The sequence below is a fragment of the Planococcus sp. CP5-4_YE genome (genome assembly GCF_019042655.1).
Lineage (GTDB): Bacteria > Bacillota > Bacilli > Bacillales_A > Planococcaceae > Planococcus.
Genome location: NZ_JAHPZO010000001.1, coordinates 153956 through 179640 on the forward strand (window position 1 = coordinate 153956; position 25685 = coordinate 179640).

31 protein-coding genes are annotated in these 25685 nt (G+C 48.0%); 1 reads left to right on the plus strand and 30 read right to left on the minus strand.

Annotated elements, in window-relative coordinates:
- Positions 1-24: 24 nt before the first annotated feature.
- Complete coding sequence (locus KTG14_RS00775) at positions 25-888, plus strand: YitT family protein (RefSeq protein ID WP_216968474.1); 864 nt, start codon at positions 25-27, stop codon at positions 886-888.
- A gap of 64 nt (positions 889-952) precedes the next feature.
- On the opposite strand, the gene KTG14_RS00780 is transcribed toward KTG14_RS00775, so the two are convergent.
- From KTG14_RS00780 to KTG14_RS00925, 30 genes are all read right to left on the minus strand, one after another.
- Positions 953-1636: a zinc metallopeptidase gene (locus tag KTG14_RS00780; RefSeq protein ID WP_216969089.1), complete on the minus strand. Its 684-nt coding sequence runs from the start codon at positions 1634-1636 to the stop codon at positions 953-955.
- Positions 1637-1699: 63 nt separating this feature from the next.
- Complete coding sequence (lhaT, locus tag KTG14_RS00785) at positions 1700-2308, minus strand: lipoprotein heptaprenylglyceryl N-acetyltransferase LhaT (protein ID WP_216968475.1); 609 nt, start codon at positions 2306-2308, stop codon at positions 1700-1702.
- Positions 2309-2368: 60 nt separating this feature from the next.
- Positions 2369-3151 carry a menaquinol-cytochrome c reductase cytochrome b/c subunit gene (locus KTG14_RS00790; protein ID WP_216968477.1) on the minus strand — a complete coding sequence of 261 codons (783 nt, stop codon included), beginning with the start codon at positions 3149-3151 and terminating at the stop codon, positions 2369-2371.
- Between the two features lie 36 nt (positions 3152-3187).
- Positions 3188-3862 (minus strand): menaquinol-cytochrome c reductase cytochrome b subunit, encoded by a 675-nt coding sequence (gene qcrB / locus KTG14_RS00795; RefSeq protein WP_211654343.1) that lies wholly within the window; start codon positions 3860-3862, stop codon positions 3188-3190.
- Positions 3863-3883: 21 nt separating this feature from the next.
- Positions 3884-4387 (minus strand): QcrA and Rieske domain-containing protein, encoded by a 504-nt coding sequence (locus KTG14_RS00800; RefSeq protein WP_216968480.1) that lies wholly within the window; start codon positions 4385-4387, stop codon positions 3884-3886.
- Positions 4388-4527: 140 nt separating this feature from the next.
- Positions 4528-4980: a DUF2487 family protein gene (locus KTG14_RS00805; protein ID WP_216968482.1), complete on the minus strand. Its 453-nt coding sequence runs from the start codon at positions 4978-4980 to the stop codon at positions 4528-4530.
- Positions 4981-4984: 4 nt separating this feature from the next.
- A complete protein-coding gene (locus KTG14_RS00810; protein WP_216968484.1) occupies positions 4985-5548 on the minus strand; it encodes a ReoY family proteolytic degradation factor in 564 nt (187 codons plus the stop codon).
- 14 nt (positions 5549-5562) lie between these two features.
- Complete coding sequence (locus KTG14_RS00815; RefSeq protein ID WP_216968486.1) at positions 5563-6816, minus strand: tetratricopeptide repeat protein; 1254 nt, start codon at positions 6814-6816, stop codon at positions 5563-5565.
- Positions 6817-6900: 84 nt separating this feature from the next.
- A complete protein-coding gene (gene aroA / locus KTG14_RS00820) occupies positions 6901-8184 on the minus strand; it encodes a 3-phosphoshikimate 1-carboxyvinyltransferase (protein ID WP_216968488.1) in 1284 nt (427 codons plus the stop codon).
- Between the two features lie 14 nt (positions 8185-8198).
- Positions 8199-9287, minus strand: a complete 1089-nt coding sequence (locus KTG14_RS00825) for a prephenate dehydrogenase (RefSeq protein ID WP_216968490.1) — start codon at positions 9285-9287, stop codon at positions 8199-8201.
- The gene (gene aroH / locus KTG14_RS00830) at positions 9284-9667 is read right to left on the minus strand and encodes a chorismate mutase (protein ID WP_211654349.1); all 384 of its coding nucleotides are present in this window, start codon (positions 9665-9667) and stop codon (positions 9284-9286) included. Before aroH ends, KTG14_RS00825 begins: the two co-directional genes overlap by 4 nt.
- Complete coding sequence (aroB, locus tag KTG14_RS00835; RefSeq protein WP_216968491.1) at positions 9667-10740, minus strand: 3-dehydroquinate synthase; 1074 nt, start codon at positions 10738-10740, stop codon at positions 9667-9669. Before aroB ends, aroH begins: the two co-directional genes overlap by 1 nt.
- A gap of 3 nt (positions 10741-10743) precedes the next feature.
- Entirely contained in the window at positions 10744-11916 is a 1173-nt protein-coding gene (gene aroC, locus KTG14_RS00840; RefSeq protein WP_216968493.1) for a chorismate synthase, read from the minus strand.
- Between the two features lie 235 nt (positions 11917-12151).
- Complete coding sequence (gene ndk, locus KTG14_RS00845) at positions 12152-12598, minus strand: nucleoside-diphosphate kinase (protein WP_058380561.1); 447 nt, start codon at positions 12596-12598, stop codon at positions 12152-12154.
- 86 nt (positions 12599-12684) lie between these two features.
- Positions 12685-13659 (minus strand): heptaprenyl diphosphate synthase component II, encoded by a 975-nt coding sequence (hepT, locus tag KTG14_RS00850; RefSeq protein WP_216968495.1) that lies wholly within the window; start codon positions 13657-13659, stop codon positions 12685-12687.
- Between the two features lie 22 nt (positions 13660-13681).
- Complete coding sequence (locus KTG14_RS00855; RefSeq protein ID WP_216969092.1) at positions 13682-14380, minus strand: demethylmenaquinone methyltransferase; 699 nt, start codon at positions 14378-14380, stop codon at positions 13682-13684.
- A gap of 5 nt (positions 14381-14385) precedes the next feature.
- Positions 14386-15162, minus strand: a complete 777-nt coding sequence (locus tag KTG14_RS00860) for a heptaprenyl diphosphate synthase component 1 (RefSeq protein WP_216968496.1) — start codon at positions 15160-15162, stop codon at positions 14386-14388.
- A gap of 75 nt (positions 15163-15237) precedes the next feature.
- Positions 15238-15459, minus strand: coding sequence for a trp RNA-binding attenuation protein MtrB (gene mtrB / locus KTG14_RS00865; RefSeq protein WP_211654355.1), 222 nt, complete (start codon positions 15457-15459; stop codon positions 15238-15240).
- A 25-nt stretch (positions 15460-15484) separates the two neighbouring features.
- Positions 15485-16060: a GTP cyclohydrolase I FolE gene (gene folE, locus KTG14_RS00870; protein WP_216969094.1), complete on the minus strand. Its 576-nt coding sequence runs from the start codon at positions 16058-16060 to the stop codon at positions 15485-15487.
- Positions 16061-16297: 237 nt separating this feature from the next.
- Positions 16298-16570 (minus strand): HU family DNA-binding protein, encoded by a 273-nt coding sequence (locus KTG14_RS00875; RefSeq protein WP_052651392.1) that lies wholly within the window; start codon positions 16568-16570, stop codon positions 16298-16300.
- A 164-nt stretch (positions 16571-16734) separates the two neighbouring features.
- Positions 16735-17454: a hypothetical protein gene (locus tag KTG14_RS00880; protein ID WP_216968499.1), complete on the minus strand. Its 720-nt coding sequence runs from the start codon at positions 17452-17454 to the stop codon at positions 16735-16737.
- A 13-nt stretch (positions 17455-17467) separates the two neighbouring features.
- Positions 17468-17671: a DUF2768 domain-containing protein gene (locus tag KTG14_RS00885; protein WP_211654357.1), complete on the minus strand. Its 204-nt coding sequence runs from the start codon at positions 17669-17671 to the stop codon at positions 17468-17470.
- 88 nt (positions 17672-17759) lie between these two features.
- On the minus strand, positions 17760-18779 hold the full coding sequence (locus KTG14_RS00890; RefSeq protein ID WP_216968501.1) for an NAD(P)H-dependent glycerol-3-phosphate dehydrogenase: 1020 nt from the start codon (positions 18777-18779) through the stop codon (positions 17760-17762).
- A gap of 133 nt (positions 18780-18912) precedes the next feature.
- Entirely contained in the window at positions 18913-20223 is a 1311-nt protein-coding gene (gene der / locus KTG14_RS00895; protein ID WP_216968503.1) for a ribosome biogenesis GTPase Der, read from the minus strand.
- A 101-nt stretch (positions 20224-20324) separates the two neighbouring features.
- Positions 20325-21371 carry a type 2 isopentenyl-diphosphate Delta-isomerase gene (gene fni, locus KTG14_RS00900; RefSeq protein ID WP_216968505.1) on the minus strand — a complete coding sequence of 349 codons (1047 nt, stop codon included), beginning with the start codon at positions 21369-21371 and terminating at the stop codon, positions 20325-20327.
- Entirely contained in the window at positions 21372-22517 is a 1146-nt protein-coding gene (gene rpsA, locus KTG14_RS00905; RefSeq protein ID WP_058380553.1) for a 30S ribosomal protein S1, read from the minus strand.
- Positions 22518-22585: 68 nt separating this feature from the next.
- Entirely contained in the window at positions 22586-23176 is a 591-nt protein-coding gene (locus tag KTG14_RS00910) for a lysophospholipid acyltransferase family protein (RefSeq protein WP_216968507.1), read from the minus strand.
- Positions 23173-23853 carry a (d)CMP kinase gene (cmk, locus tag KTG14_RS00915; RefSeq protein WP_216968508.1) on the minus strand — a complete coding sequence of 227 codons (681 nt, stop codon included), beginning with the start codon at positions 23851-23853 and terminating at the stop codon, positions 23173-23175. Before cmk ends, KTG14_RS00910 begins: the two co-directional genes overlap by 4 nt.
- 143 nt (positions 23854-23996) lie before the next feature.
- Positions 23997-24671 (minus strand): glutamic-type intramembrane protease PrsW, encoded by a 675-nt coding sequence (gene prsW / locus KTG14_RS00920; protein ID WP_216968509.1) that lies wholly within the window; start codon positions 24669-24671, stop codon positions 23997-23999.
- Positions 24672-24705: 34 nt separating this feature from the next.
- Positions 24706-25677 (minus strand): asparaginase, encoded by a 972-nt coding sequence (locus tag KTG14_RS00925; RefSeq protein WP_216968513.1) that lies wholly within the window; start codon positions 25675-25677, stop codon positions 24706-24708.
- Positions 25678-25685: the final 8 nt, after the last annotated feature.

The window sequence follows — 25685 nt, forward strand, 5'->3', positions numbered from 1 at the left end:
ACAAAAAAGGGAGGCAGCTTTTTTATGAAAGATCTTCAATTGAAAAACATCTTTTTCATCCTTCTCGGCTCAGCAATCTATAGTTTCGGCTTTGTTCATTTCAATATCCAAAATGAGCTCGGAGAAGGCGGATTCGCGGGGATCACGTTGATTCTTTATTTCCTTTGGAACTGGGATCCGGCTTTAATGAACCTGGTATTGAATATCCCCTTATTCTTTATCGGCTGGAAACTTCTTGGGCGCAAGGTGTTTCTTTATACAATCATTGGCACAGTCGCAGTTTCTGCTTTCTTGAAAATCTTCCTTGTCTACGAAGTCCAAATTCCTTTGCGCGATGACTTATTTCTCGCCGCTTTATTTGCCGGCGTCTTTGTCGGGATGGGGCTGGGCATCATCTTCCGCTACGGGGGAACGACCGGCGGGGTAGATATCATTGCGAGACTGGTGCAGAAATACGTCGGCTGGAGCATGGGTAAGACGATGTTCCTATTCGATGCATTGGTCATCATGCTATCGTGGTTGACCTTCCTTGACTACCGCTCCATGATGTATACGCTCGTCGCAGTCTTTGTCGGCGCCCGTGTCATCGACTTCGTCCAAGAAGGGGCTTACTCTGGACGCGGCGCGCTGATTATCTCTAATTCACAAGAAGAAATTGCGAGCCGCATCGCCATTGAAATGGATCGCGGCATCACCATTCTCCGAGGCTATGGCCATTTCACCAAAGAAGAGCGCGAAGTGTTGTATTGCGTCGTAGCGCGCAACGAGCTCGTGCGGCTGAAAAACATCGTCAATTCCGTCGATCCCCACGCATTCGTCTCATTAATCGAAGTGCATGATGTGATGGGTGAAGGGTTTACGCTCGACGAACAGAAACAGCCTCTTTAATGCAAGTATGCCACATAAAAAACGGGCGGGAAAAGCAAATGCTTTTCCCGCCCGTTTCGTTTTATTATGAACGATCCATGCTTGTGTAGATCAAGATCAGACGAGCAAGTTCGATCACTGCAACTGCAGTAGCTGCTACATAAGTCATAGCTGCTGCGTTCAATACTTTTTTCGCGTGTCTTTCTTCATCATTGCGGATGACGTTATGAGACAACAGCTGGTCCATCGCGCGATTCGAAGCGTTGAATTCGACCGGCAAAGTGACCAATTGGAACAATACACCGACTGCTAGAAGCACGATACCGATCAACATGGCTCCGCTAATGTTTGCGAATATACCAATCATGATGAATACCCACGACATATTCGATGAAATATTGACCATCGGCACAAGGCGGTGGCGGAAACGCAGGAATGAATAATCCGTTGCATCCTGGATGGCGTGCCCCACTTCGTGCGCTGCGACAGCAGTGCCGGCTACCGATGGCTCATGGTAGTTATGGCTGCTAAGCGCAACTGTTTTGGTCATCGGGTTGTAGTGGTCGCTGAGCATGCCGCGGCTTTCAACGACTTTGACATTGCTCAAGCCGTTTTGGTCAAGAATGATACGAGCCACTTCGGCCCCTGTATGGCCGGAAGTCGACCGGACTTTGGAATATTTTTTATATGTGCTTTTCAGTTTCATTTGAGCCCAAATCGGCACAATTAACAAGACGATAAAATAAATTATATAGCCGCCCAATCCCATTTTATTGATCAACCTCTCTTTTTGTTTCTATATCCCTATTTTACTTGTTTTTCTGACTTTCGGTCAACTGATACGCCGCGGTTCTAGATGGCGGTTCTGTGACGCTGTGAACCAAGCGAAGGCGATACAGGCAATTGACAGCCAAAACGTGAAATAACCGATTTGTGCACTAAATTCGCTTAGACTCGAATAAATTGGCATCTGCCCAAAGACATAATCGATGACGTCGTTATGTAAAGTCCAAATAGCGGTGAGTGCAACCGATAAATAGCCGAAGCGATAATGCTCGAAATACAGCACAGCTTGCAGCGCCATGGCGAAATGAGAGGCAACAAGCATCCAGCCGAGCCAACCGATTGAGCCGGTTTGCAATAGTGTCAATAAATTCATGACAACCGCCCACAAACCATACTTGATCAAGGTAACAAAAGCGAGTGCTTCGATCAGCGGGCTGTGCTTGCCGATAATCCATAAGCCGATCACTATCGTGAAAAATAGGCTGGCCGTTGGGCTGTCCGGCACAAAAATAAGGAAAATTGGTTCGGTGATACGCAATTGCCAGCCGTACCAAATGTAACCGTAAATTGTGCCCCCTAAATTGACGAAGAACAGCAATATTAAAAATGGCCGGAACATCAGCCAAGCAGAAATTTTTGCTGTGAATTCTACCATCCAACCTTCCTTTCTTGTGCAGAAAAAAAGAGCCGGTTTCCCGGCTCTTTTTCTGTAAGTTTATTCAGCTTCAAGTCCAGCAATGAACTCTGTCATGACTTGAAGATCTTCGTCAGTTCCGTCCCAAGAAGGCGGCATGGATTGCACTCCGCCAGCTTCGATACCATTCACGGCAATTTCAGCGATTTCTTCTGCTGTCAAGCCAGTTCCGATCAAGCTCGGCCCGACTGCCCCTTCCAAGTTATCGCCGTGGCAACTGATACAAGCTGCTGCTGAATAAATTTCATATCCAGGATCCGCTGTATCGATTTCCACTTCTTCCGTGATTTCCCCTTGACGAGCCGCTGCTTCCCAGTCGTGGTTAGCTACGGATTCCCAAGTGAGGAAAATGATGGACGCGATTGCCAAAAGCATGAAGCCAGTCGGCAATGGGCGTTTTGATGGGCGGCGTTCCGGTCCCCGGTCAAGGAACGGTGCAAGCATCAAAGCACCGAACGCAAGGCCCGGAATGATGATTGCGCCGACCACGTTGAACGGTCCGGACGCGAATTCATATTTCAATAATTGGTATAAGAACAAGAAATACCAGTCTGGCAATGGAATATATGCTGTGTCTGTCGGATCAGCCTGGCCTTCAAGAGGCGAAGGATGGGCGACAGTCAAAAGCAAATAACCAATTAGGAAGACAGAACCGATCATCCATTCTTTTAGAAGGAAGTTCGGCCAAAAGGCTTCTGTTTTGCCAGGATATTCGGAGTAATCTTTCGGGATATTCGGTTTCCTGAACTCTTTGCTCGGAACACGTGAATCCCCTACAAATTTCATCCCTTTTCCGCGATGCATAGTGTCCCCTCCTTAAAATCCTTGGTTAAGGATGAATTACAATGGTCCTGAAATACCTTGTCTTCTGATCATGATAAAGTGTGCTGCGAGCAACCCAAGCAAAGCAGCAGGCAAGAAGAAGACGTGGATCGCAAAGAAGCGCGTCAAAGTTTGTGCTCCGAGAATTGTTGAATCCCCTGCAAGCAAAATTTTGATCGTATCGCCGATCACCGGTACAGAAGCTGCAATTTCAATCCCAACTTTTGTTGCGAACAATGCTTTCATATCCCATGGAAGCAAATAACCTGTGAAAGATAGGCCGAGGATTACGCCGAATAGCAATACGCCGACGACCCAGTTCAATTCACGAGGTTTTTTATAAGAGCCTGTGAAGAATACACGCAGCGTATGAAGGAAAATCATAACAACTACTAAAGAAGCTCCCCAGTGGTGCATCCCACGCACGATTTCCCCAAAAGCGACTTCATTCTGGAGATAATAAACCGACTGCCAAGCATTTTCAATATCCGGCACGTAATACATGGTAAGGAACATGCCAGATAGGATCTGGATGACTGTAATAAAGAATGTCAGCCCTCCGAAACAATAAACAAATGCTGAAAAGTGGTGTGCGGGGTTAACGTGTTCCGGTACTTCATGGTCTGCAATATCGCGCCAGATCGGCGTGATGTCCAATCGCTCATCTACCCAATCATATAACTTGTTTAGCACTGGTGTCGTACCCCCTAACTATTAAACTAAAGTGTTTTCTCTTACTGCTCCGATGGCTACAAAACCATCCTGTTCTTGAACTTGATACTCATCAAGAGGTCCGAGCGGCGGTGTCCCTGCGATGTTCTGTCCATTCTTCTCATAGCGGCCAGCGTGGCAAGGGCAGAAGAACTGTGTCGGGTTTTCTGGATCCCCGCCCCAGTTCACTGTACATCCTAAGTGTTTGCAGACAGGTGAAAGTGCGATTAGTTTATCGCCTTCTTTGTAAACCCATGCAGAATTCGTGACTTCAGATGTATACCATGCATCTACTTGTTCGTAAGTAAAGTCGACGCGTACTGGTTCTTCAGTAATGTCGGCTACTGCTTTGTCAGTCAAAACATAATCTCCAGCGTCATGTTGCTGTAGAATTGGGTCGACTGCAAAACGCACCATCGGCATTAGCATCCCTGCTGCCATGAAACCACCCACACCAGTCAGTGTGTAACCTAAAAATTGGCGTCGTGATACACGATTATTACTCATTCTTTTCCCCCCTCTAACATTCAAGGTCAGTCCAAAGGACATAGTCATTCAAATATAATTACTAGGACAACCTAATGATATATCAATCAAAACTTAAGGTCAATATTGCATTCCGTCTATTGAGACAGTTTGTGAACATTTCATGAATGATGTGTCCATTCTTTAGTAAACAGCGGAAGCACTTGCCGCAGCTGGTCTTCCATGACCGATTTCTTGAAAGATTGGTCCATATCCCCTGTCGGAATAGCCGGCAGCCATAAAACATTGTCAAGTTCTTCGACAGCGCGCCATTTCGGATCGGTCGTCAAGTAGAAAACGTGCTTGAATGCGGTTTCCGACAGCTCTTTCTTTAATTGTTGCCCAAGCTGTGAGCGGTCTGCGGCACGAGCATAAGAAATAGGCGGAAGCAATAGTATCCGCCCTTTGAATTGCTTTTCCAATATAACAGTTAAAGATTGTAAATATTCAGATGCCCCTGCGCTCGCTTTCATGCCAGTGTCGGTTAGGTCCAATTCGATCAGCGGAACGACCGCTGTGTCAACATAATCTTTTTGTCCTGCGTATAAATCGATGTCTTTGCTATTAAAATGCATGTATTCAGTCACTCTCCATTTTTTTCGCCGATTTCACAACAGACAGTAAGGCAGACAATTCAAAGAATCGTTCCTTATCTCCTGCATCCAATGCTTCGTCGATTTTTTTGAGGATCGTTTCTTCCTGGTAAGACGATAAACTTTCATTCAATACTTGTTCTGCCAACAGACGGTCCTGTTCGCTGACCGAAGCCCCTTTCGGCATATGCGGGTTTTCTTCCAGTACCGCCAGATAAAGCGGCGCGGGCGGAATGCTTGGAAAATTCAATTGTACATATAAAGGCTCATCAGGATGGAGCCTGAGGTCGTGGAAAGATTTTTCAGCATCTGAGGTCATTAGCTTGCCTTTATAAAACTGGAATGGGATTTCCTTCGATTCAGTTGTCGACATGACCATTGCCCGGGGACAATAATGCGCTTCTTCGACAAAATGCGTTTTCTCCAACAATTCATCATTGCTCAGCAGATAATTGAGGATCCAAATGCATTCACGCCTTTTCATCTTATAAGACCCGAGGAACCAGCGGACAAATTGTTTTTTCTCGCCCACAGAAACGGATGCAGTCATATCGTCTCCCCCTTTCATTCAAACGATTGCAGCCAATCGAACCATTGTGGATTTTCCGGCTCCAGCGCTTGAAGCTGTTTGATTATTTCGAGAGCGCGATCACGTTTCCCTTCCTCCACTAAAAATAAGGCGTAGGATTCCAGAAATTCAGGATCGTCTGAAAAGGCCGGATAGGCTTTTTCGTAATACTCCTGCGCTTTGCCGAATTGTTCTGTCCGATCGTATGCTTTAGCAATCATCGGATAAAGGGCATGCCAGTCATTGCCGCTTTCTATAGCCATCGAGGCAAGTTCAAGCAATTCTTCGTCCCGCTCTTCTGTATGGAAATAAGATATCAACGCATACAGGGCTTCCATGTATTCGGGATCGAGTGCTATCGCCTGTCGCAGCATTTCGACGCCTTCTTCGCCTTTACCCAGCTTCAGCGCGAGTTTCCCAGCAAATAAATACAATTCCTTGTCGAATTCATCGCGCACAAGCCCTTCTTTGATGGCATCGTAAGCACGTTTATAGTCTTCCATCATATTGAAGCATTGCGCTTTCAATAAATAAGCAGAGAAGTAATCAGGATCGGCATCCAAAAGTTCATCCAGACGCTTCACGGATAATTCATATTGTTTCGCTTGGAAAGCGGCAAATGCTGCGCCGAATAATACGTCGGGCTGCGCTTCATCTTCCAGTGCACGCTCATAATAAGGCAAGGCTTCCTCGTAAGCTGCCCCGGCACTATAGACTTCCGCCAGACGTTCACTGAGGTTAACGCCTTCGATTTTGACATTGCGGCTTTCCAGTTCCTGATAGATCCGTGCAGATTCCAGGTAGCGCCCGGAGTCGAGCAACAGTTCCGCTTTTGCCTGTTGCAAGAGCGGCTCATCAGGCATCAGGCCGATTGCTTCATCCAGCCGCAATTCGGCTGCCTCAAGAAGGCCTTGAAGCTGAAATAGGTCTGCTAGTGTGACGAGCGCCTGGGGGTATAATTCATCGTCTTTTGGAATCGCCATTAACTCATTGAGCGCCTCATCTTCACGGTCGGCATCAATCAGCAATTTCGAACGGTCGACGCGCAATTGCGCCTCTTCTGGAAACATATACTGAAGATGCTCCACCACGCGGAGTGCTTCTTCGATAAAGCCGATCTCCTGCAGCCATTCCATGACCGCATATTGTTCATCGGGATCGCCTTTCAACAAATATTGTTCGAGCAATCGATCAAGCGCAGCCGTGTCTCCGGCCTGCACCGCTTCTTGGATATTTTGTAAAGTTGCCATTTGCATCACCTATTCCTTGCTGTTATATAGTTATCGTACACGAAACCATCATCCTAGCATAATAAAAACTCCCCCGAAGGAGAGTTATTGTGCCAGCTTATCCAGATGTTCAAAAAAGTTCGGGTAGGAGATCGAAATGCACCCCGGGTCGTCAATCGTTACAGGACCGTCTGCGATAAGTGCAGCGACCGCCGCCATCATGCCGAGGCGATGATCGCCATAGCTATTCATCGCTGCGCCAGTTAATGGAGTCGGACCTTGTATGACCATTCCGTCTTCTGTCGCTTCGATATCGGCACCGAGTTTTGTCAGCTCGGTGACAACTGCCTGTATGCGGTCGGTTTCCTTGACGCGCAATTCTTCCGCATCGCGGATGACGGTCTTCCCTTGCGCTTGGGTCGCCACAAGTGCAATTAATGGGATTTCGTCGATCAGCCTCGGAATCAGGTCCCCTCCGATTTCCGTCCCTGTCAAAGAAGTGCTGCAGACCGTCAAATCAGCAACTTGCTCCCCTTCGGAATTATGGCCAGTTGCTTGAATGTCCGCACCCATGGCTTCTAACACATCAAGCAAGCCTGTACGTGTCGGGTTGATGCCGACATTTTTCAATTGGATTTCACTGCCTTCAGCAATGAGCGCTGCGCCGATCATAAAAGCAGCGGATGAAATATCGCCTGGCACTTGAACATGTGCAGCACGCAGCTGCTGTCCGCCAGTCAATGAAATGATATCGCCCTCTCGTGAAATGTCCGCGCCAAAATGCTTGAGCATGATTTCCGTATGGTCGCGAGACGGCACCGGTTCATGGACGGTTGTGGTCCCTTGCGCCGATAATCCTGCGAGCAGTACTGCCGACTTCACTTGTGCACTTGCAACGGGCATTGTATAGTCGATTGCCTGAAGAGCTGTCCCTTGAACGGCAAGCGGCGTGAAATGGCCATTGGCGCGCCCGCGGATATCCGCCCCCATCAAGCGCAGTGGTTCAACGATACGCTTCATTGGACGGCGCGCGATGGATTCATCCCCTGCCATGACCGAGTGGAAATCAGTGCCTGCAAGCAAGCCGAGCATCAAGCGTGTCGTCGTGCCCGAATTTCCGGTATCCAATACGGCATCCGGCTCTTTCCAGGCTTTTCTGCCGCCGCTTTTCACCGTCACATGCTCGCCGTCTATTTGGATATCGATTCCGAGCGACCGAAAACAGCGGATGGTGCTCAGACAGTCATCCCCCATCAGGAAGCCTTCGATGGTCGTCGTTCCTTGTGCCAGCGCACCGAACATGACAGCTCGGTGTGAGATGGACTTATCCCCGGGCACTTGAACGCTGCCCGTTAACGCAGGTTGTGCGTAGCTGATCGTTTTGGACATGAATTTCATTCCTTTCAGGAGATATATGAATCATAAGAGGTGCATTCGGAAAAAACACGCTGCGCATTTTTACGATCTTCCGCTGTCTGGAAACTAATGACGAGAATCCCGAAGACATCTTCACGCGTCTCCAAGATCCTCAAATTAACGATGCTGATGCCGGCTTCCGCCAGATAGCCTGTCATTTCCGAGATGATTCCCGGAACATCCGGGATATCGATATACAAATCAAATACAGAATACATGGCACCGTGCCCTGCAACCGGCAGTTCATCACGTGTTTGCTTCGCTTTCGCGAAAAAGCGGTGAATCGGCTCGGGCTCGTTGTTCTGCAGGATATCGCGCAAATGTGTCATCTGGTCCATCCAATGGTCCAGCTGCTCGACAATCATTTCATTGTTTTGCGTGGTAATATCGCGCCACATGTCCGGATTCGCAGAAGCGATGCGCGTCGTGTCGCGAAAACCGCCCGCTGCAAGCTGCCGCGCAAAGGGGAATTGCTCTTCCCGATCCAGTTGATGGACAAGAGCAGCTGCAATCAAATGCGGAAAATGGCTGACAATCGCTGTCATATGATCGTGTTCTTTTGCTTCTAGCACTTTAATCTTCGCTTTGGTGACAGATAATAACCCCAGCAATTTCTCTACGTCTTCCTTAGCCGCCTGCTTGCCTGGCGTTAAAATATAGAAGGCGTTTTCAAAGAGCACCTCTTTGGCGGCTTCGACCCCACTTTTATGGGAACCAGCCATTGGATGCCCGCCGATAAAGGTACGGGTCAACTTTGCTGAAGCTTCCATAATTTGGACTTTCGTACTGCCGGTATCTGTCAAAATGACATTTTCCTTTAAATTCCAGTATTTGCTCTGTTCCATTAATTTGATGGTTGCCCCGACAGGTGTGGCAAAAACGATGACATCAGCCGCGGCGGCTGCCTGCTCAAGAGCAGGCGGCGAGCTTTGGATGATGCCCATTTTGAACGCTTTTCTGGCAGTCAATGCATCCGCATCATAGCCAGATATATGAACATCTTCGTTACGCTGCAATGCTTTTGCTAATGATCCGCCGATCAATCCAAGGCCGATTATAAGGACTTCTGTTTTCACGCTTGGCTCACCTGGCTTTTCTGGGATAAGTCGGGACGCAGTTTCACAGCATCATTCATATAAATATGATGGATTTTATCCTGTGCCAGTTTTGTATTGACGTGCATCATGACGCGAATGCATAAGGGCATGCTGCCAGGTACATCCATTTCATGTGTACACATAACCGGAACGTATGTCCAGCCCTCGATGGTGCGTACGGCTTTTGCAGGAAAAGCTGCAGAAATATCCGTTGTCGTCGATACGATGACTGAAGCCACTTCATCCGGTTCGATGCCATTTTCTTTAGCCATTTCCAAAACCAGGCGGCGCGTTTGCTCCAAAATTTCAGGCGCTTCATCTTTTGTAATGGTGATGGCGCCTCTGACTCCTCGAATCATCAGATCATCTCCTTGATCGTTTTTCTCAGCTTATCGTAAGCTGCTTGCGCGTGTTGTTCTGGAATGGTTTCGATATATGGCCTGCCCACTGCGCCAAGTAACACAAAATTCAGTGCGGCAGCCGTCGATTTCTTGTCTTTTTTCATATAAGGTAAGAGTTCTCCAAACGACATATCCATCAATAGCCCGAGTGGGTAAGAATTTACCTTCGCCCAGTCCAGAAATCGCTGCAACTCAGGGCTTTCGGACAGTTCGAGCGCATAGGCCATACCGAGCACGACAGCTTCTCCGTGCGTCAGTTTGCCATAGCCTAAATGCGCTTCGATGGCGTGCGCCAATGTATGGCCGAAATTAAGGAATTTGCGGACTCCTCCTTCGAACTCGTCTTCTTCGACAATCGCCGATTTGACGGCAATTCCTTTTTCCAGGTGCCCTTCGAGTTCCTGCCCGGATACCGCGCCAAAATCTTGATACGCCATCAGTTCATCCAGCCAGCCTTCGTTTGAAATAAACGCATGCTTGATCACTTCAGCCATTCCCGAGCGGATTTCGTTTTCAGGCAGCGTCTCCAGAAAGTCGCTATCGTATACGACCGTTCGTGGCTGATAGAAAGTTCCAATCATGTTCTTGCCAAGCGGATGGTTGATGGCGGTTTTACCGCCTACAGCGCTGTCATGGGCCAAAATCGTTGTCGGCACTTGGATAAAAGGCACTCCGCGCATGAAAGTCGATGCGACAAAGCCTGCCAGGTCCCCAACTGCCCCTCCACCGAAAGCAAGGATGACGGTGTTTCGCGAGCAACTTTCCGAAAGCAGGAAACTATGGCAATCCATAAAGCTTTCAGCCGATTTTGCCTTTTCGCCTGCTGGCACCCGGAGAACTTTCGGATGGAATCCCTCCAGCGCATCGAACAGCTTATCTAGGTGCAGCTCTGCCACCTGGCTGTCTGCAATCACGACGATGCGATCAGCTGCTACAAGCAACTCGCTATAGCGTTCCGCCAATAGCTTGACTGCCCCTTGGCCAATATGCACCATATATGGATGTTCAGTCTCGACACGCAGCTCCCTCATGGATTAAAACTCCTTTGTATAGGCTTTGTAGCTTTCGATATTTTCTTTCAGCCTCGGCAATTGATCCGCGTCGAATTGTTCTAGCAAGGCGTTGGCCGCTTCAAAGGCGACAACGTGTTCCGCCACGATCGAGGCTGCCGGAACCGCACAGCTGTCTGAACGTTCGATGCTTGCCTGAAATGGCTCTTTCGTTTCAATGTCCACACTCTTCAAAGGCTTATAAAGCGTCGGGATCGGCTTCATCACGCCGCGTACGATAATGGGCATGCCTGTTGTCATCCCGCCTTCAAAGCCGCCGAGGTTGTTCGTGCTGCGGATGTAGCCCGCTTCTTCATCCCAAATGATTTCATCATGGACTTCACTGCCTGGCCGACGCGCCATTTCGAATCCAAGGCCGAACTCCACTCCTTTGAATGCATTGATGCTCATGACCGAAGCAGCGATTTTCGCATCCAGTTTGCGGTCGTAATGCACATAGCTGCCTATTCCGGCTGGCATGCCTTCTACAATGACTTCTACTGTCCCGCCGATTGAGTCACCATTCTTTTTAGTAGCATCTATCAAATCGGTCATTTCTTTTGTTTTTGACGAGTCTGCGCAATAGACGGAATCCTGTTCGACGATGTCACGGATTTCATCTGCGGATTTTCCGATATAACTTGTCGGGTCGACTTTAATGCCGCCGATTTCTGTCACATGTGACACAATCTTCACGCCGAGTTCAGCGAGAAGCTGCTTGGCCACTGCGCCTACAGCCACACGTACGGTCGTTTCACGTGCAGAAGAACGCTCCAATACGTTTCGCAGGTCACGGTGGCCATATTTCATTCCACCGTTCAAATCAGCGTGTCCCGGGCGTGGCCGTGTCAATTGCCGTTTCACTTCATCGGTTTCTTCGATCGGTTCGATACCCATGACATTCGTCCAATGCTTCCAGTCATCGTTTTTAACGACTAATGCGACCGGTGAACCCAAAGTCTTTCCGTGGCGGACGCCTGAAACGATTTCCACTGTGTCTGTCTCGATTTGCATGCGGCGGCCGCGGCCATGGCCTCCTTGGCGCCGTTTCAACTCTTTATTGATCATTTCCGCCGTCAAAGGCAATTGCGCTGGCAACCCTTCAATAATGGCGGTCAATTGTGGACCGTGAGATTCTCCTGCTGTTAAGTAACGCATGTACACTTTCTCCCTTCAACGTGCTAAAGTATTTAAGTTTCACTATACCACATGGCATTTGTTCAATTCTATCCTAAATATGAAGAAAACTAAACATTCGAATAGCAACAAACCCGCGCCAATAAAAGAAATCGCTTTCATATTTCATTTCACTCACTCGCTCTCCGTTGCTCTAGTTGCTCCGTAAAATAAAAAAACTGCGGCCAATTGCGCGGCCGCAGTTTCAATAGTTGGATTAGTTAACCCAGCTGTTCATTGTTTTTTCGTAAGATACTAATTCTTCTTCTTTGAAGAACAAGCCGATTTCGCGCTCAGCGCTTTCAGCTGAATCAGATCCGTGGATCATGTTTTTGCCGACAGTAACTGCGAAGTCGCCGCGGATTGTTCCTGGAGCTGCATCTTTCGGGTTAGTAGCTCCCATCATTTGACGCGCTGTCAAGATGACGTTTTCGCCTTCCCAAACCATTGCGAAAACTGGCCCAGAAGTGATGAAGTCTACAAGTTCGCCGAAGAACGGGCGCTCTTTGTGCTCGCCGTAATGCTGTTCAGCAAGTTCAGTTGGGATTTGCATCAATTTAGCGCCTGCCAAATGATAGCCTTTTTTCTCGAAACGAGAAACGATTTCACCGATAACATTGCGTTGTACACCATCAGGTTTTACCATCAAAAATGTTTTTTCCATTTTAGAACACTCCTCTGTTAAAAAGCTCGGGCACTTTGCCCACCTTAAAAAATACTATCATTGTCCAATCATTTGTCAACCGGAAACTAAAACTTTCGCTTGCCGATGAAGAAGGCGATTTTGCGCATCGTTTTCATCGCGGGGCCTTTCGGCAAATAGTCCAGTTCTTTCAGTGCCTTTTCCAAATAACGTTCACTCATCCGCTTCGCTTCATCGACCGCGTTGCTTGTGCGGATCGTGCGAACAATTTCCAGGCGTTTCTCATCGGAAATGTCCTGGTTCAAATTATCCCGCAGCATCTGATAGATCTTGGGATCCCGGCGCGCGTATAAAATCGGCAAGGTGATATTGCCTTGAATAAAATCGCTGCCGGCCGGTTTGCCCAATTCCTGGTCGCTTGCTGTAAAATCGAGGATATCATCGATAATCTGGAACGACATGCCGATGAAATAACCGAAACGGCGCAAATGCGCTGCAGTTTTCTCATCGGTCCCCGATACCAATGCACCCAATTCACAGCTGGAAGAGATCAATAAAGCAGTTTTGCGTTTAATGCGCCGCAAATAATCCCGCAAGCTTTGGTCTAGCCTGTATTTGTCTTCAATCTGGATAATTTCCCCACGGCACACTTCGATTAAGGTCTTCGATAGTATATCATGGATTCTTGGCGATTCAATTTCCGTAATCCGCTCCAGCGCCCTGGCCAAAATAAAATCGCCCGTATACATTGCCACACTATTATTCCATTCCGATTTAACAGTCGGGCGCCCTCTACGAATTTCGGAGTCATCTATGACATCATCATGGACCAAAGACGCCATATGTATAAGCTCTAACGGCACAGCGACACGCTTCAGCAATTCGATATCATAATCCCCGAATTTTCCGGCAAGCAAAACAAAAACAGGACGGATCCGTTTTCCTCCGGCCTGCAATAAATGAAGAGAAGCATCATTTAATAGAAGGGATTCGGAATCCACTGCCTGTTCCAGTTCTTTTTCGATCAGTTCCAGCTCCGGTTTCAGGTCGGAATAGAGCAATTTCAACTTCATCTTTTCCACTTAATAACCTTCTCCCGCTTGTTTACTTTTTCAATCCCATATGCAGGGCAGCAGCCCCTCCTGAATATGGTTTATATTTCACTTTATCAAATCCGACTTTGCTGAACAGTTTCGCAAGCTCTTTCATGCCCGGGAATGTTTTAGCTGACTCCTGAAGCCACGAATACTCTTTATAGCTTTTCGCGAACATCTTGCCGAATACTGGCATGATAAAACGGAAATACATCCGGAAAAATGGCTTGAACACTAGGCTTTCAGGCTGCGAAGTTTCTAGGCAGGCAATCATCCCACCAGGTTTCAAGACTCGATGCATTTCAGATAACACTTGTTCATAATCCGGCACATTACGCAACCCAAAGCCGATTGTCGCAAAGTCGAAGGAATTATCCGGGTATGGCAAAGACATTGCATTTCCTTGCACCAACTCGATTTGGGGCATATGGTCTGTTTTTTGATGCCCAACATTCAACATGTTCTGGCTGAAGTCCAATCCGACCACGTGCCCTGTAGGCCCTGCAGCTTCTCCAAGCGCAATCGTCCAGTCTGCGGTGCCGCAGCAGACATCAATGCATTCTGCGCCTTTCGCTACTTGCATTTTATGCATCGTATCGTTGCGCCATTTATTGTGTTGCTGAAAGCTGATGACCGAATTCATCTGGTCATAGTTTTCGGATATTTTTTCAAACACTTCGTGAACTCGTTGTTCTTTCGTTTTCTGCATCATCGTCATCCTTCTCGCGTCAGCGGTTCAGCACTAAGCCGATGCGGAATAATTTGGTGGAGCAATACATTTTTGAGTTCAAAATCCAACTCACAATCATTAATGGACGCCACTATTTCATTGCCCAAAATTTCCAGGCGGCCAGTAAGCCAGCGCTCAATGAATGTCGACTGAATCAAAGTCTCGCTGAGCAAGCGCAGGATATAACTGAATTCGCCGTTCTTCATTGCTTCCAGCTCTTCTGTATAGCGTATATAGAGCAGGGATTGCTCCATCAGCTGCTTGTAATGGGTGAATCCATTTTCCTCGTAGAACGCATTCAGCAAAGCTGTCTCGATCACTGTCGCCGTCTCTTCCACTTGCTCCGGCTGTTGGAGCGTACGTTCATGAAAAGAGGCTTTCTTCTCGCTTACCTGTATGATGGCTGTCGCGAGCTTTTGGACCATCTCGATATTTTTGCCTTCAGCCAGCAATTGATAATAGATGCCGCTGTAGAAGTCTCCGGCTAACACTGTCAATTGCTGTTCTTTGCTGATGGGCATTTCTTCTTTCACTCGGTCGTGCGAGTGCAGCGCAGCGTAAACGATCGCGACAGTGCGTGCGCTTGACTCCATTTTATCCGACCATTGCTCTCCGTTAAAAAACGGCAGCAGCAAGAAAAACAGGCGAGCCTCTTTGACAAAAGGCCCTTCCGTCAACTGGTCTAGCGTTCGTTGGCGGACTGCTTTTAGTACGTCGATTTCCATGGAGATGATTTTGGATTGTATTTGTTGTCCGTTCATACTGCCTGCTCCATTCATAGGTTAGCCATAGCTCATATTATAGCATAACGCCCTTATGGCCTTCACCATTAACGCTTATTTTTTCGCGTCGCTTTCGATGATGCCGTGTGCGGAATGGATTTCCGCCTTGCCGCGAATTTTCATCGCTGATGTATGTTCGGTGAATTGGGCGATCATCACTTCGCCGCGGTCGAGCTTTTCTGTATGATGGAATTTTGTATCATTGCCGCGCGTCAGCCCGATGACATTGACGCCATCCTCCTGTGCACGGATAATCACATATTCAGTTTGTGCCATTGCTTACACCTGCTTTTTCATAGTTTTAGTTCATATTGATGTAGGTAATAACTTCCGAGCGTTTGATGTCATCTGTCTCCAATACGCCTCTTGACACTGCCGTGACTGTCTTCGAACCTGGCTTCTTGATGCCGCGCATGGTCATGCACATATGCTCGGCTTCGACCATGACATACACGCCGTGGGGGTTCAAAGTTTCCATCATCGAATCGGCAATGGTGGAAGTGATTCTTTCCTGCAATTGAGGGCGTTTTGAGATCGTTTCAACTGCTCTCGCCAATTTACTGAGGCCGGTAACCACCCCATCACGCGGGATATAGGCGATATGCGCTTTTCCGAAAAATGGCACCAAATGATGCTCACACATCGAATAGAAGGGAATGTCCTTGACCAATACGAGTTCTTCATGATTTTCATGAAACACTGTGCGGAAATATTCTTTCGGGTCTTCTTTCAATCCCGCAAAAACTTCCGCATACATCTTCGCGACGCGTTTCGGGGTATCCTGCAGCCCTTCACGGCCCACATCTTCTCCGACTGCCTCCAAAATCATCCCGACAGCTTGCTCTATTTTTTCCATATCTACGTTATGGCTTTTCATATCTATCACATTGTTTCCTCCTGTAGAAAAATCACTCTATTTGGGGCAGCGGTTGAAAACAGCCATCGATCGTTGCAGTTTCACGCGCCTATTTCTGTTGAGCCAAGAAACAACTCCGCTTTTCTCACCTGAATTGTAGCATTTACGGGGGGTATTGGCAAAAACGGGGCCGAAAAAAAGAATGGCCTTTGCAAGATTAGATCTCGCAAAAGCCATTCTATGTACAGTAGTCGAAGCTTATTTCACTGCGTCTTTAAGTGCTTTACCTGGCTTAAAGGCAGGAACCTTGCTTGCGGCGATCTCGATTTCAGCACCTGTTTGTGGGTTACGTCCTTTACGGGCCGCACGCTCACGAACTTCAAAGTTACCGAATCCGATCAATTGTACTTTGTCACCTTTAGTTAGAGCATCTTGAATCGCTTCAAATGCAGCGTCAACTGCTTTCGCAGCATCTTTACGAGAAAGTTCAGCCGCTTCTGCAACAGAGTTCACTAATTCTGTTTTGTTCATGCTATTCACCTCCTCTCAAAGGGGATGCTTGCCATCAATCCTGTAAAAAGAGTATCACAACGAAAATCGCATAGCAACAACAAATAGGCCGCATTTAAAAGAAAACCACCAAATACTCCCAATATTTTCAAAAACATGTGGATTTCGAGCAAATCCGTGCTGTATCAGGCTTTTTCATCCGTTAGAAAAATAGGTTCACCATTTTCATCAATAGTGTACGGAAGCGAATAAGCAGGCACGATTGGGCTGTTTTCGTAAAGGATAAAACGGATATCCTGCCCTTGTTCGAGTTCACCTTCGTAGCTTTGGATTGCCTCATACAAATCGATGGAATAATCGATGTAGACATCGCCCTGTCCAGTAATGACCATGGGCAGCATTTTACTGCTGTACGGGCTTTGCACCATTGGTTCTTCACTGAAACCCATTGCTTCATGATTGAATTTATACACATTGTCGGCAATGATCTCAGAAATCGGGGCTCTGCCGCCATTCGCGCTCTTTCTTACGTTGACTGAACGGATGCCTTCTGCCACCCGAAGGTCAACGAGCTTGACGGTAGGATTTTCCTCTACGTCCATCAACACGTATTGGTAGATTCCGCCGACTTCAAACGCGTTGCTCGGAATCTCGGCTGTAAATTCCGGCACAACTTTCGAAAAGTCGACTGGATACTTGATGAATTGATCGACGTCCATATCCCGTGTCTTAATCGGCAATAAGCCACCATTTGCCTCTTGGTAGCGTTCAACCGCTTGTTGTGCAGTGGCTAGCTGATCTTCATAGGGAATCTGATTTTCCGCCCGTTCGCTGCCGGGGTACCCACAAGCCGTTAGAAAACTAGTCACCAACAGGACGAGCAGCAATGCTGTTGTTTTTTTCATTATGTCCATCCCCTCAGGCGCCACCGGTCGGTCCGCTGAATACAGTGAAAACCATAATAAAGAAGCCCAGGATCAGCAGAACGTACGCGATCAGCGCAAATAGAAATTTCAGGATGCCGTTTTGCAATTTGTATCGGCTCAAATAGATCAATCCCATGGAAATGATCAAAAAAGCGATGCCTGCAAACGATACCCACATTTTATCCAAAGAACTCATGAATAAGCCGCCTTTCGTGGAGTTTCAGTCCATAGTATAGCATAAAAAAAGAAGGGACAGCAGCAAGCAGCCCCTCCGTTTGTGACAATTACAGCAAGTCGATCAAATCTTCCATTTCATTTTTCTTCATGCGGCCCATCAGCTCTTCTACAGCGTTCTCCGGCTTGACGCCTTCAAACAATACCGCATACAAAGCTTCCGTTATCGGCATAGGCACTTTGAATTCAGCGGCCAATTGGTGGGCAGCTTTTGTAGTCCGGATTCCTTCGACAACCATGCCCATTTCAGCCAGCACTTCTTCGACGCTCTTGCCTTTGCCAAGCATGTTGCCTGCCCGCCAGTTGCGCGAGTGGACGCTCGTGCAGGTAACGATCAAGTCGCCAACACCCGATAAGCCAGAAAAGGTCAGAGGCGTTGCACCCATTTTCACGCCAAGGCGGGCAATTTCAGCCAGGCCTCGAGTCATGATCGCCGCTTTCGCATTATCCCCATAACCGAGGCCATCAGTAATCCCGACTGCTAAGGCGATGATATTCTTCAAAGCCCCTCCGATTTCCACCCCGATAACATCGGTATTCGTGTAAACACGGAAATAGGAATTCATGAACAAATCCTGAACACGATTCGCCGCTTGTGTATTTTCACACGCGGCCGTAACGGTTGTCGGATGCTCCTGCACAACTTCCTCTGCATGGCTTGGCCCGGATAGGATAACAACTTCTTCGATCAAATCAGCCGGGATTTCTTCACGGATCATCTCACTGATCCGTTTAAGCGAATCCGGTTCAATGCCTTTTGAAACATGGACAAACAAGCCTTTTTTCGTCATGCGTCCACGGATATCCTGCGACACTTCACGAATGGCTTTAGTAGGAACAGCCAACACGAAAATATCCGCGTGCGCCACCGCATCATCAAGGTTCGCTGTCGCTTTTAAAGACTCTGGTAAAATGGTTTCTTTTAAATAGCGCTTGTTCGTATGTTGATTGATCTCATTCGCTTGGTCTTGGCGGTGGGTCCATAATAGAAGATCATGGCCATTTTGCGCCAGTACATAACTGAGCGCTGTTCCCCAGCTGCCTGCACCAAATACAGTGACTTTTTCCATCTTTATCTCTCCTTTATCCTGCTTTAGCAGAAAACCAAACTCCCACCTATTCAAGTGGGAGCCTAGACGTTCCGTAAAGTCCGATTGGATCAATTAATATCAGCAGGAAAGTGAAAACACCCGCCGATTGAAGTTAAGTACGTGCGCGCGTAATCAAATGCAGCGGCGTGCCTTCGAAATCGAAGCTGTCCCGGATGCGGTTCTGCAAGAAGCGCTCATAGCTGAAATGCATCATTTCCGGCTCGTTAACGAATACAACGAAAGTCGGCGGCTTAACAGCCACTTGCGTGACATAATAAAGACGCAGCCGGCGTCCTTTATCGGACGGTGCCGGGTTCATAGCTACAGCATCTTCGATTACTTCATTGAGAATGCTCGACTGGATACGGCGTGAATGGTTGTCATTGACGCGATTGATGATTTCAAGGATATTGTGCACACGCTGCCCGCTGATTGCAGAAACGAAAATAATCGGGGCATAATCCAGGAACAAGAAATGCTCGCGGATCTGCTGCGTGAATTTATTCATGGTTTTGTCATCTTTTTTCAAGGCATCCCATTTATTGACGACGATAACGATTGCTTTTCCTGCCTCATGGGCATAACCGGCAATTTTCTTGTCTTGTTCCTGGATGCCTTCTTCGGCATTCAGGACGACCAAAACAACATCAGATCGTTCAATCGCGCGCAATGCGCGCAGCACGCTGTATTTTTCGGTACTTTCATATACTTTCCCTTTTTTGCGCATACCGGCTGTATCGATAATGACATATGGTTGCTCGTCGTATTCATACTGTGTATCGACAGCATCCCGTGTCGTTCCTGCCACTTCGCTGACGATGACGCGGTCTTCGCCAAGGAATGAGTTGACCAATGAAGATTTTCCGACGTTCGGGCGCCCGATCAATGAAAACTTGATGACATTGTCCGGATATTCCTCTTCGTCCTCTTTCGGGAAGTGGTTAGCCACTTCATCTAAAAGATCCCCTAAGCCAAGCCCGTGCGATCCGGAAACCGGGTAAGGTTCGCCGATTCCAAGGGAATAGAAATCATAGATCATATGGCGCATATCGGGATTGTCAATTTTATTGACAGCCAACACTACAGGTTTTTTTGTGCGGTACAGGATTTTCGCTACTTGCTCGTCCTGTTCTGTGACTCCGTCCCGCCCGTTGACAAGAAAGATAATGACATCCGCTTCATCCATCGCCACTTCTGCCTGGCTGCGGATTTGTTCGAGGAACGGCTCGTCGCTAAGGTCGATGCCGCCTGTATCGATGATATTGAATTCATGCGTTAGCCAATCTGCCGAACTGTAGATGCGGTCACGCGTAACACCTGGAATATCTTCCACGATGGAAACGCGTTCTCCTACCACGCGATTAAAAATCGTGGACTTCCCTACATTCGGCCGGCCAACAATTGCTACTACCGGTTTTGACATAATTAATTCATCCTTCCACTTCTGATAAGCCTATTATACACGAAAAAGAGGATGGCATCTGAATAATGTCCATCCCCTTAAATTGTCCAATATTCAGTTTTTCAAAGGAACTGCAAAATGTTCCGTTCAAAGCCTCGCTGCTGCAAATGGGAAAGCAATTCCCCAGTGATGACAACAGGTGCGGAGCGGATCTCTTCAATTGTACGGGCGCCGAGTGCAGTCATCAGCATACGCAAGTCTTCGTGGAGCCCATCGATCTCTTCGATCAAGCCGGATTCCCCGAGACTGACTGCATGCTTCAGGAAACTGCCTGCAATGCCTGCAGCATCTGCGCCGAGCCGTAATGCCCGGACCACGTCTCCTGCGTCCTGAAGCCCTCCTGAAGCCAACACCGTGCGGTTGAAGCCTTGTCGGCATTCGACAATCGCGGCAGCGGTCGGGATGCCCCAATCTTCGAAATAAGCCAGCTTGCGTTTTCTGCGTTCATTTTCAATGCTCGCAAAATTGGTGCCGCCAAAGCCGCTTGCATCGATGGCCGCCACTTGAGTTTTTTCCAGTGACACTGCAGTTTCTTGTGAAAGGCCAAACCCGGTTTCTTTGACGATGACCGGCACATTCATTGCTTCAGCAATCATGGCAATGCGTTCAAGCGCCCCGTGGAACTGCCGGTCGCCTTCAGGCATCGTCAATTCCTGGACGACATTCAAATGAATCTGCAGCGCATCCGCTTCGATCATCTCGACCGCTTCAAGCGCTTGCTGGACTGTCGCTTCGCTCCCAAGGTTACCAAAGATGATTCCGTCTGGATTTTCTTTCCGCACGATGCGGTAGCTTTCGCGCTCTTGCTTGTCTTTCAGCGCGGCCATTTGTGAACCGACCGCCATTGCGATTCCGGTTTCTTTTGCAGCACGCGCAAGCATGGCATTTAGCTGTAAAGTTTCGGAACCGCCGCCTCCAGTCATGGCATTAATAAAAACAGGTGATTTTAGTTTCAAATCACCTGTTTTGGGTTCCAACGTTACATCAGCGACGCCGATTCCCGGCAGCGCTTGATGGACAAAACGGACGCAGTCGAGCCAAGTAGCCCGGCATTGCCCGGTGGACAGTGCGTAATTAATATGATCCATCTTTCTTTTTGCCCGTGACATTTATTCGGATTTGAACCCTTTTAATTTATCTCCGATGACATCACTAATCGAAAATCCGGATGCTTCTTCCGGCATATCGTATTGTGAGAAATCCTGTTCCGCTTCTTTTTCCTGAAGCTCTTTGATGCTGAGGGACAAGCGCTTGTCTTCTTTGTTGACTTCCAGCACTTTCACTTCAACTTCCTGGCCTTCCTGAAGCACTTCATGAGGCGTCGCGATATGCTTGTGCGCGATTTGTGAGATGTGCACAAGTCCCTCTACTCCCGGAAGCACTTCAACAAACGCTCCGTAGCTGACAAGACGCTTTACTGTTCCTTGGTGGACAGAACCTTTTGGAGCCTTCTCGTCGATGGCATCCCATGGCCCTGGCAATGTGTCCTTGATCGACAGCGAAATGCGTTCAGAGTCACGGTCAACAGAAAGTACTTTGACTTTCACTTCCTGGCCTTCCGTCACAACGTCCGACACTTTGTCGACATGTTCGTGTGATAATTGGGAAATATGCACAAGTCCGTCCACTCCGCCGATATCGACGAATGCACCAAAAGAAGCGATGCGTTGGACTTTGCCGTCAAGCACGTCTCCTGCATTAATCGAATCCATCACTTGTTCTTTCTTGGATTCTTTTTCACCTTCCACGACGGCACGGTGAGAAAGGATTAAGCGGTTGTTCTCTTTTTCCATTTCGACAATTTTAAAGGTCATGACACGGCCTTTGTAATCCTCAAAAGATTCGACGAAATAATCTTCCACGAGTGAAGCCGGCACGAAACCGCGCACGCCCAGGTCAATGACTAGGCCGCCCTTGACGACATCCTTCACTTCCGCTTCGATGATTTCACCGGATTCGAATTTCTTTTCGAGATCGTCCCAAGCGGATTCAGCATCGACTTTGCGTTTCGACAACACAAAGTTCTCGTCTTCCACTTTCGTAATGATCAACTCAAGCTCGTCTCCTTCTTGGACCGAGTCTGAAGCTTTTTCGATATGGAGGCTCGATAACTCGCTGATCGGGATGATCCCGTCGAACGGCGCTCCATCAATCGTCACTGTCACTGCTTTTTCCTCGATTTTGGCGACTATTCCTTTTACGCGATCTCCTGTTTGGAAGTCACGGTTTTCCATCAAATTCATATCCTCTGACATAAGTAGCCCTCCTTCACAAACTATCCATCTTCTATTTTATTCGAATTCTCTAATAAAAACAAAAATAATCACTTATTTTCCATGTTTTCGTCCAGAATTTTTTGAATACTAGCCATGATGGCTTCGGTCACTTCTTCCGCGGAAGCTTTGCGTTCACGATAAGGATCCATCAAAATCGGATCGCCGTAAACCACTTTCACCTTTCCAAACGGTTTATACGGCCCGATAATGGCGCACGGCATAACGTCCGCATTGCCGCGAAGCGCAAAGAATCCCGCGCCGCTCAAGCCTTTTTTTAATACGCCGTCCGTCGAGCGGGTGCCTTCTGGAAACAGCCCGACCACTTCTCCGCCTTTCAGCAATTTCAACGCTGTCCGCAGCGCTTCTCTGTCGCTCATACCGCGTTTCACAGGAAAGGCATTGACCTTCGGCAGAATCGAACCGAGCACCGGCGCTTTAAACAATTCTTCTTTTGCCATGAAATGAACGGTTCTCGGCGCTGTCATGCCGACCACCGGCGGATCAAGCGCATGGATATGATTGCTGCACAGCAGCACACCGCCCGTTTTCGGAAACTTTTCAGTGCCGCTGACCTGGAAGCGGTACAACGGGCTCAGTGCAGTCTTAACGAGCGTTTTTCCTACTGCATACAAATTCATGACGCCATCAGCCTCTCTTCCGCTAATTTCAAAATGGCTTGTGCCGCTTCTGCAATCGTCAAAGGAGTCGTATCCAAAAACACGGCATCCTCCGCTTGCTTCAATGGCGCCACTTCACGTTCAGAATCCATCTTGTCACGCATGGCGATTTCCTCCTGCAGCTCGACAAGCGGCGTCAGGATATCGCGTTTTTTGTTTTCCTCGAAGCGGCGTCTTGCGCGTTCTTCGACAGTGGCGGACATGAATACTTTAAGTGCAGCGCTTGGCAAGACATGTGTGCCGATGTCGCGGCCATCCATGACGACTCCGCGGTCTTCCGCCAGCTTTTGCTGCAGCTCGACCATGCGCTTTCTCACCAATTCATGGGCAGCCATTTCCGATACTGCCTTTGTCACATACTGGGAACGAATCGTTTCCGAAACGTCTTCCCCGTCGAGCAGCACCTTTTGCCCGCCTTCTATAGGAATCAAATCGATTTCAGTCGCCGTGAGCAAAGCCCCGGCTTCTTCATTGCTTGCCAGGTCGATGCCTGCGTTCAATGCCTTCAACGTGATGGCGCGGTACATCGCGCCAGTATCGATATAAACATAGCCTAATTTTTCTGCCACTATTTTAGCGATCGTGCTCTTGCCTGCTGCAGCCGGACCGTCGATCGCGATTTGTATAGCTTTCGTCAAAACTGTCACCTCATCTTATGTAATGATTTCATTTTATCACAATATGCAATAGGTTTCGGACAAAATCAAAGCGTCTGCCGAATAGTTCAGGAGCCAAAGCAACACAAAAAGAAAAAGCCTCCCAGTGGAAGGCTTTTGTCTAATCAATTGGGGGTGTGCTTGTGGTAATGGCTGACCGATAATTGGTGAGCTTGACGGACTTTCCGCAAACCGAACCACCACAAGAACAGCATGAACGGAACTGCGCCATACAATAGATTATCGTAAGCATAAAGCGAAGCGTTATAGGCGATATGCAATAGCGATGCAGCAAATAAAGCTGCCGCCAGCCACCACTTGCTCTCCCTTTTTTCCGTAAATTTCGCTTTTCCGTAGTAAAAGCCCATGACCACACCGAATAAAGCATGGCTCGACACCGGAAGAAATGCACGCAGGAAAGCTGCGCCAAGCCCGAACTCCAGAAGATATAAAATATTTTCGACTGTGGCGAATCCGAGTGATAAACTCGCGCCGTATAATATCCCGTCATACGGATCTTCAAAATCGATATGGCGGAATACTGCTGCAAGCAGGACGATCCACTTAAAGAATTCTTCCAATAAACTCGAAAACAAGACGGATTTCACTAAGACATTCTGAAATACATTCTCGGCTTCAAACACATACTGGATAAAAAGAATTGGGAATGTAAGGAGAGCGCCGTATAGAAAACAATGGAAGATTAGTTTCGACGGTTCTCCTGCAAATTGGTCACGCAAATAAAAATAACTGAACAGGGCGAGCGCGGGCGCAATCGCCACCGTCAACAGATCTAACATAGATGCCCTCCTCCATTCCATTCAGCCAGTGCTGTTAAATTTCAAACGCTTCCTTGTCGATTGCTTCATTGCCCGACAGCAGGATTGCCAATTTGATGCGCGCTTTTTTGCTATCGTAATCGCTGCCTAAAATGACACCTCGCGACAGCAAATCGTGAGCGCTTCCCGGATAGCTGTAAGCTGGATAGGCGTTGCCTTCTTCGGCGCTCGTCGTCAACACGACAGGAATCCCGGAGTTCACAGCGCGTTCGACCGCCTCCACCATATGCGGGGAAATTTGGCCGCGGCCAGCCGCTTCAAGGATAATGCCTTTTGAACCACTTTCAGCCAGCATATCGACAATCGATCCTTCTTGGCCAGAGTAGCATTTGATGATATCGACACGCGGCATGCCACCTGGCACTCGATGCACTTCACGCAGAACCGGCTTTTGGTAAATGCGGACCTTGTCGTTATCGATGATGCCCAAATAGCCATGGCCAAATGAATCGAAGCCTTGCAGGTTGCTGGCATGCACTTTTTTGACATACTTTGCACTGTAAATCCGCTCATTGAAGACAACGACTGTTCCAACGCCTTTGATTACCGGATCGACAGCAACGTAAATCGAGTTGCGTAAATTAGAGTAGACGTCTGTCCCGACTGCTTCTGGCGCACGCTGGCTTCCCGTCACCACTACCGTCCGCTCATCGCCAACAGTCAAGTCGAGGAAATAAGCGGTTTCTTCCAATGTATCGGTGCCATGCGTCACCACGACCCCTGCCACTTCGGGGTCTTCCAATTCTTTCAAAATCGCTTCCTTAACGATGTTCATTTCATCAAAGCCAATATGCATGCTCGGCAGCTGATAGACATCGATGACTTTTACTTCAATCTCAGAAGGCAATTGGCAAAGCTCTGCCAGATCTTTTCCAGAAATGGCGCCAGATTTCAACAAACCGTCGTCAGAAATGGCTTTACTTGCAATGGTGCCTCCTGTCGTAATTAACGATACTTTCTTTTTCATACTGCACC

Bases quoted from the DNA above. Each gene is read 5' to 3' on its own strand.
- KTG14_RS00775 (WP_216968474.1), top strand. From the start codon at position 25: ATGAAAGATCTTCAATTGAAAAACATCTTTTTCATCCTTCTCGGCTCA.
- KTG14_RS00805 (WP_216968482.1), bottom strand. From the start codon at position 4,980: ATGCATTTTAATAGCAAAGACATCGATTTATACGCAGGACAAAAAGAT.
- KTG14_RS00780 (WP_216969089.1), bottom strand. From the start codon at position 1,636: ATGGGATTGGGCGGCTATATAATTTATTTTATCGTCTTGTTAATTGTG.
- KTG14_RS00790 (WP_216968477.1), bottom strand. From the start codon at position 3,151: ATGCATCGCGGAAAAGGGATGAAATTTGTAGGGGATTCACGTGTTCCG.
- KTG14_RS00910 (WP_216968507.1), bottom strand. From the start codon at position 23,176: ATGAATTTGTATGCAGTAGGAAAAACGCTCGTTAAGACTGCACTGAGC.
- aroH (WP_211654349.1), bottom strand. From the start codon at position 9,667: ATGATTCGAGGAGTCAGAGGCGCCATCACCATTACAAAAGATGAAGCG.
- ndk (WP_058380561.1), bottom strand. From the start codon at position 12,598: ATGGAAAAAACATTTTTGATGGTAAAACCTGATGGTGTACAACGCAAT.
- folE (WP_216969094.1), bottom strand. From the start codon at position 16,060: ATGAAAAGCCATAACGTAGATATGGAAAAAATAGAGCAAGCTGTCGGG.
- KTG14_RS00880 (WP_216968499.1), bottom strand. From the start codon at position 17,454: ATGAAAAAAACAACAGCATTGCTGCTCGTCCTGTTGGTGACTAGTTTT.
- KTG14_RS00890 (WP_216968501.1), bottom strand. From the start codon at position 18,779: ATGGAAAAAGTCACTGTATTTGGTGCAGGCAGCTGGGGAACAGCGCTC.
- KTG14_RS00855 (WP_216969092.1), bottom strand. From the start codon at position 14,380: ATGCAGAAAACGAAAGAACAACGAGTTCACGAAGTGTTTGAAAAAATA.
- lhaT (WP_216968475.1), bottom strand. From the start codon at position 2,308: ATGGTAGAATTCACAGCAAAAATTTCTGCTTGGCTGATGTTCCGGCCA.
- aroC (WP_216968493.1), bottom strand. From the start codon at position 11,916: ATGCGTTACTTAACAGCAGGAGAATCTCACGGTCCACAATTGACCGCC.
- aroA (WP_216968488.1), bottom strand. From the start codon at position 8,184: ATGTCCAAAACGATCAGCTACGCACAACCTGCGTTAACGGGCAGCGTT.
- der (WP_216968503.1), bottom strand. From the start codon at position 20,223: ATGTCAAAACCGGTAGTAGCAATTGTTGGCCGGCCGAATGTAGGGAAG.
- KTG14_RS00925 (WP_216968513.1), bottom strand. From the start codon at position 25,677: ATGAAAAAGAAAGTATCGTTAATTACGACAGGAGGCACCATTGCAAGT.
- mtrB (WP_211654355.1), bottom strand. From the start codon at position 15,459: ATGGCACAAACTGAATATGTGATTATCCGTGCACAGGAGGATGGCGTC.
- KTG14_RS00810 (WP_216968484.1), bottom strand. From the start codon at position 5,548: ATGACTGCATCCGTTTCTGTGGGCGAGAAAAAACAATTTGTCCGCTGG.
- aroB (WP_216968491.1), bottom strand. From the start codon at position 10,740: ATGAGGGAGCTGCGTGTCGAGACTGAACATCCATATATGGTGCATATT.
- prsW (WP_216968509.1), bottom strand. From the start codon at position 24,671: ATGTTAGATCTGTTGACGGTGGCGATTGCGCCCGCGCTCGCCCTGTTC.
- KTG14_RS00875 (WP_052651392.1), bottom strand. From the start codon at position 16,570: ATGAACAAAACAGAATTAGTGAACTCTGTTGCAGAAGCGGCTGAACTT.
- fni (WP_216968505.1), bottom strand. From the start codon at position 21,371: ATGTCACGGGCAAAAAGAAAGATGGATCATATTAATTACGCACTGTCC.
- KTG14_RS00800 (WP_216968480.1), bottom strand. From the start codon at position 4,387: ATGAGTAATAATCGTGTATCACGACGCCAATTTTTAGGTTACACACTG.
- rpsA (WP_058380553.1), bottom strand. From the start codon at position 22,517: ATGTCAGAGGATATGAATTTGATGGAAAACCGTGACTTCCAAACAGGA.
- KTG14_RS00860 (WP_216968496.1), bottom strand. From the start codon at position 15,162: ATGAACGGACAACAAATACAATCCAAAATCATCTCCATGGAAATCGAC.
- KTG14_RS00815 (WP_216968486.1), bottom strand. From the start codon at position 6,816: ATGGCAACTTTACAAAATATCCAAGAAGCGGTGCAGGCCGGAGACACG.
- KTG14_RS00885 (WP_211654357.1), bottom strand. From the start codon at position 17,671: ATGAGTTCTTTGGATAAAATGTGGGTATCGTTTGCAGGCATCGCTTTT.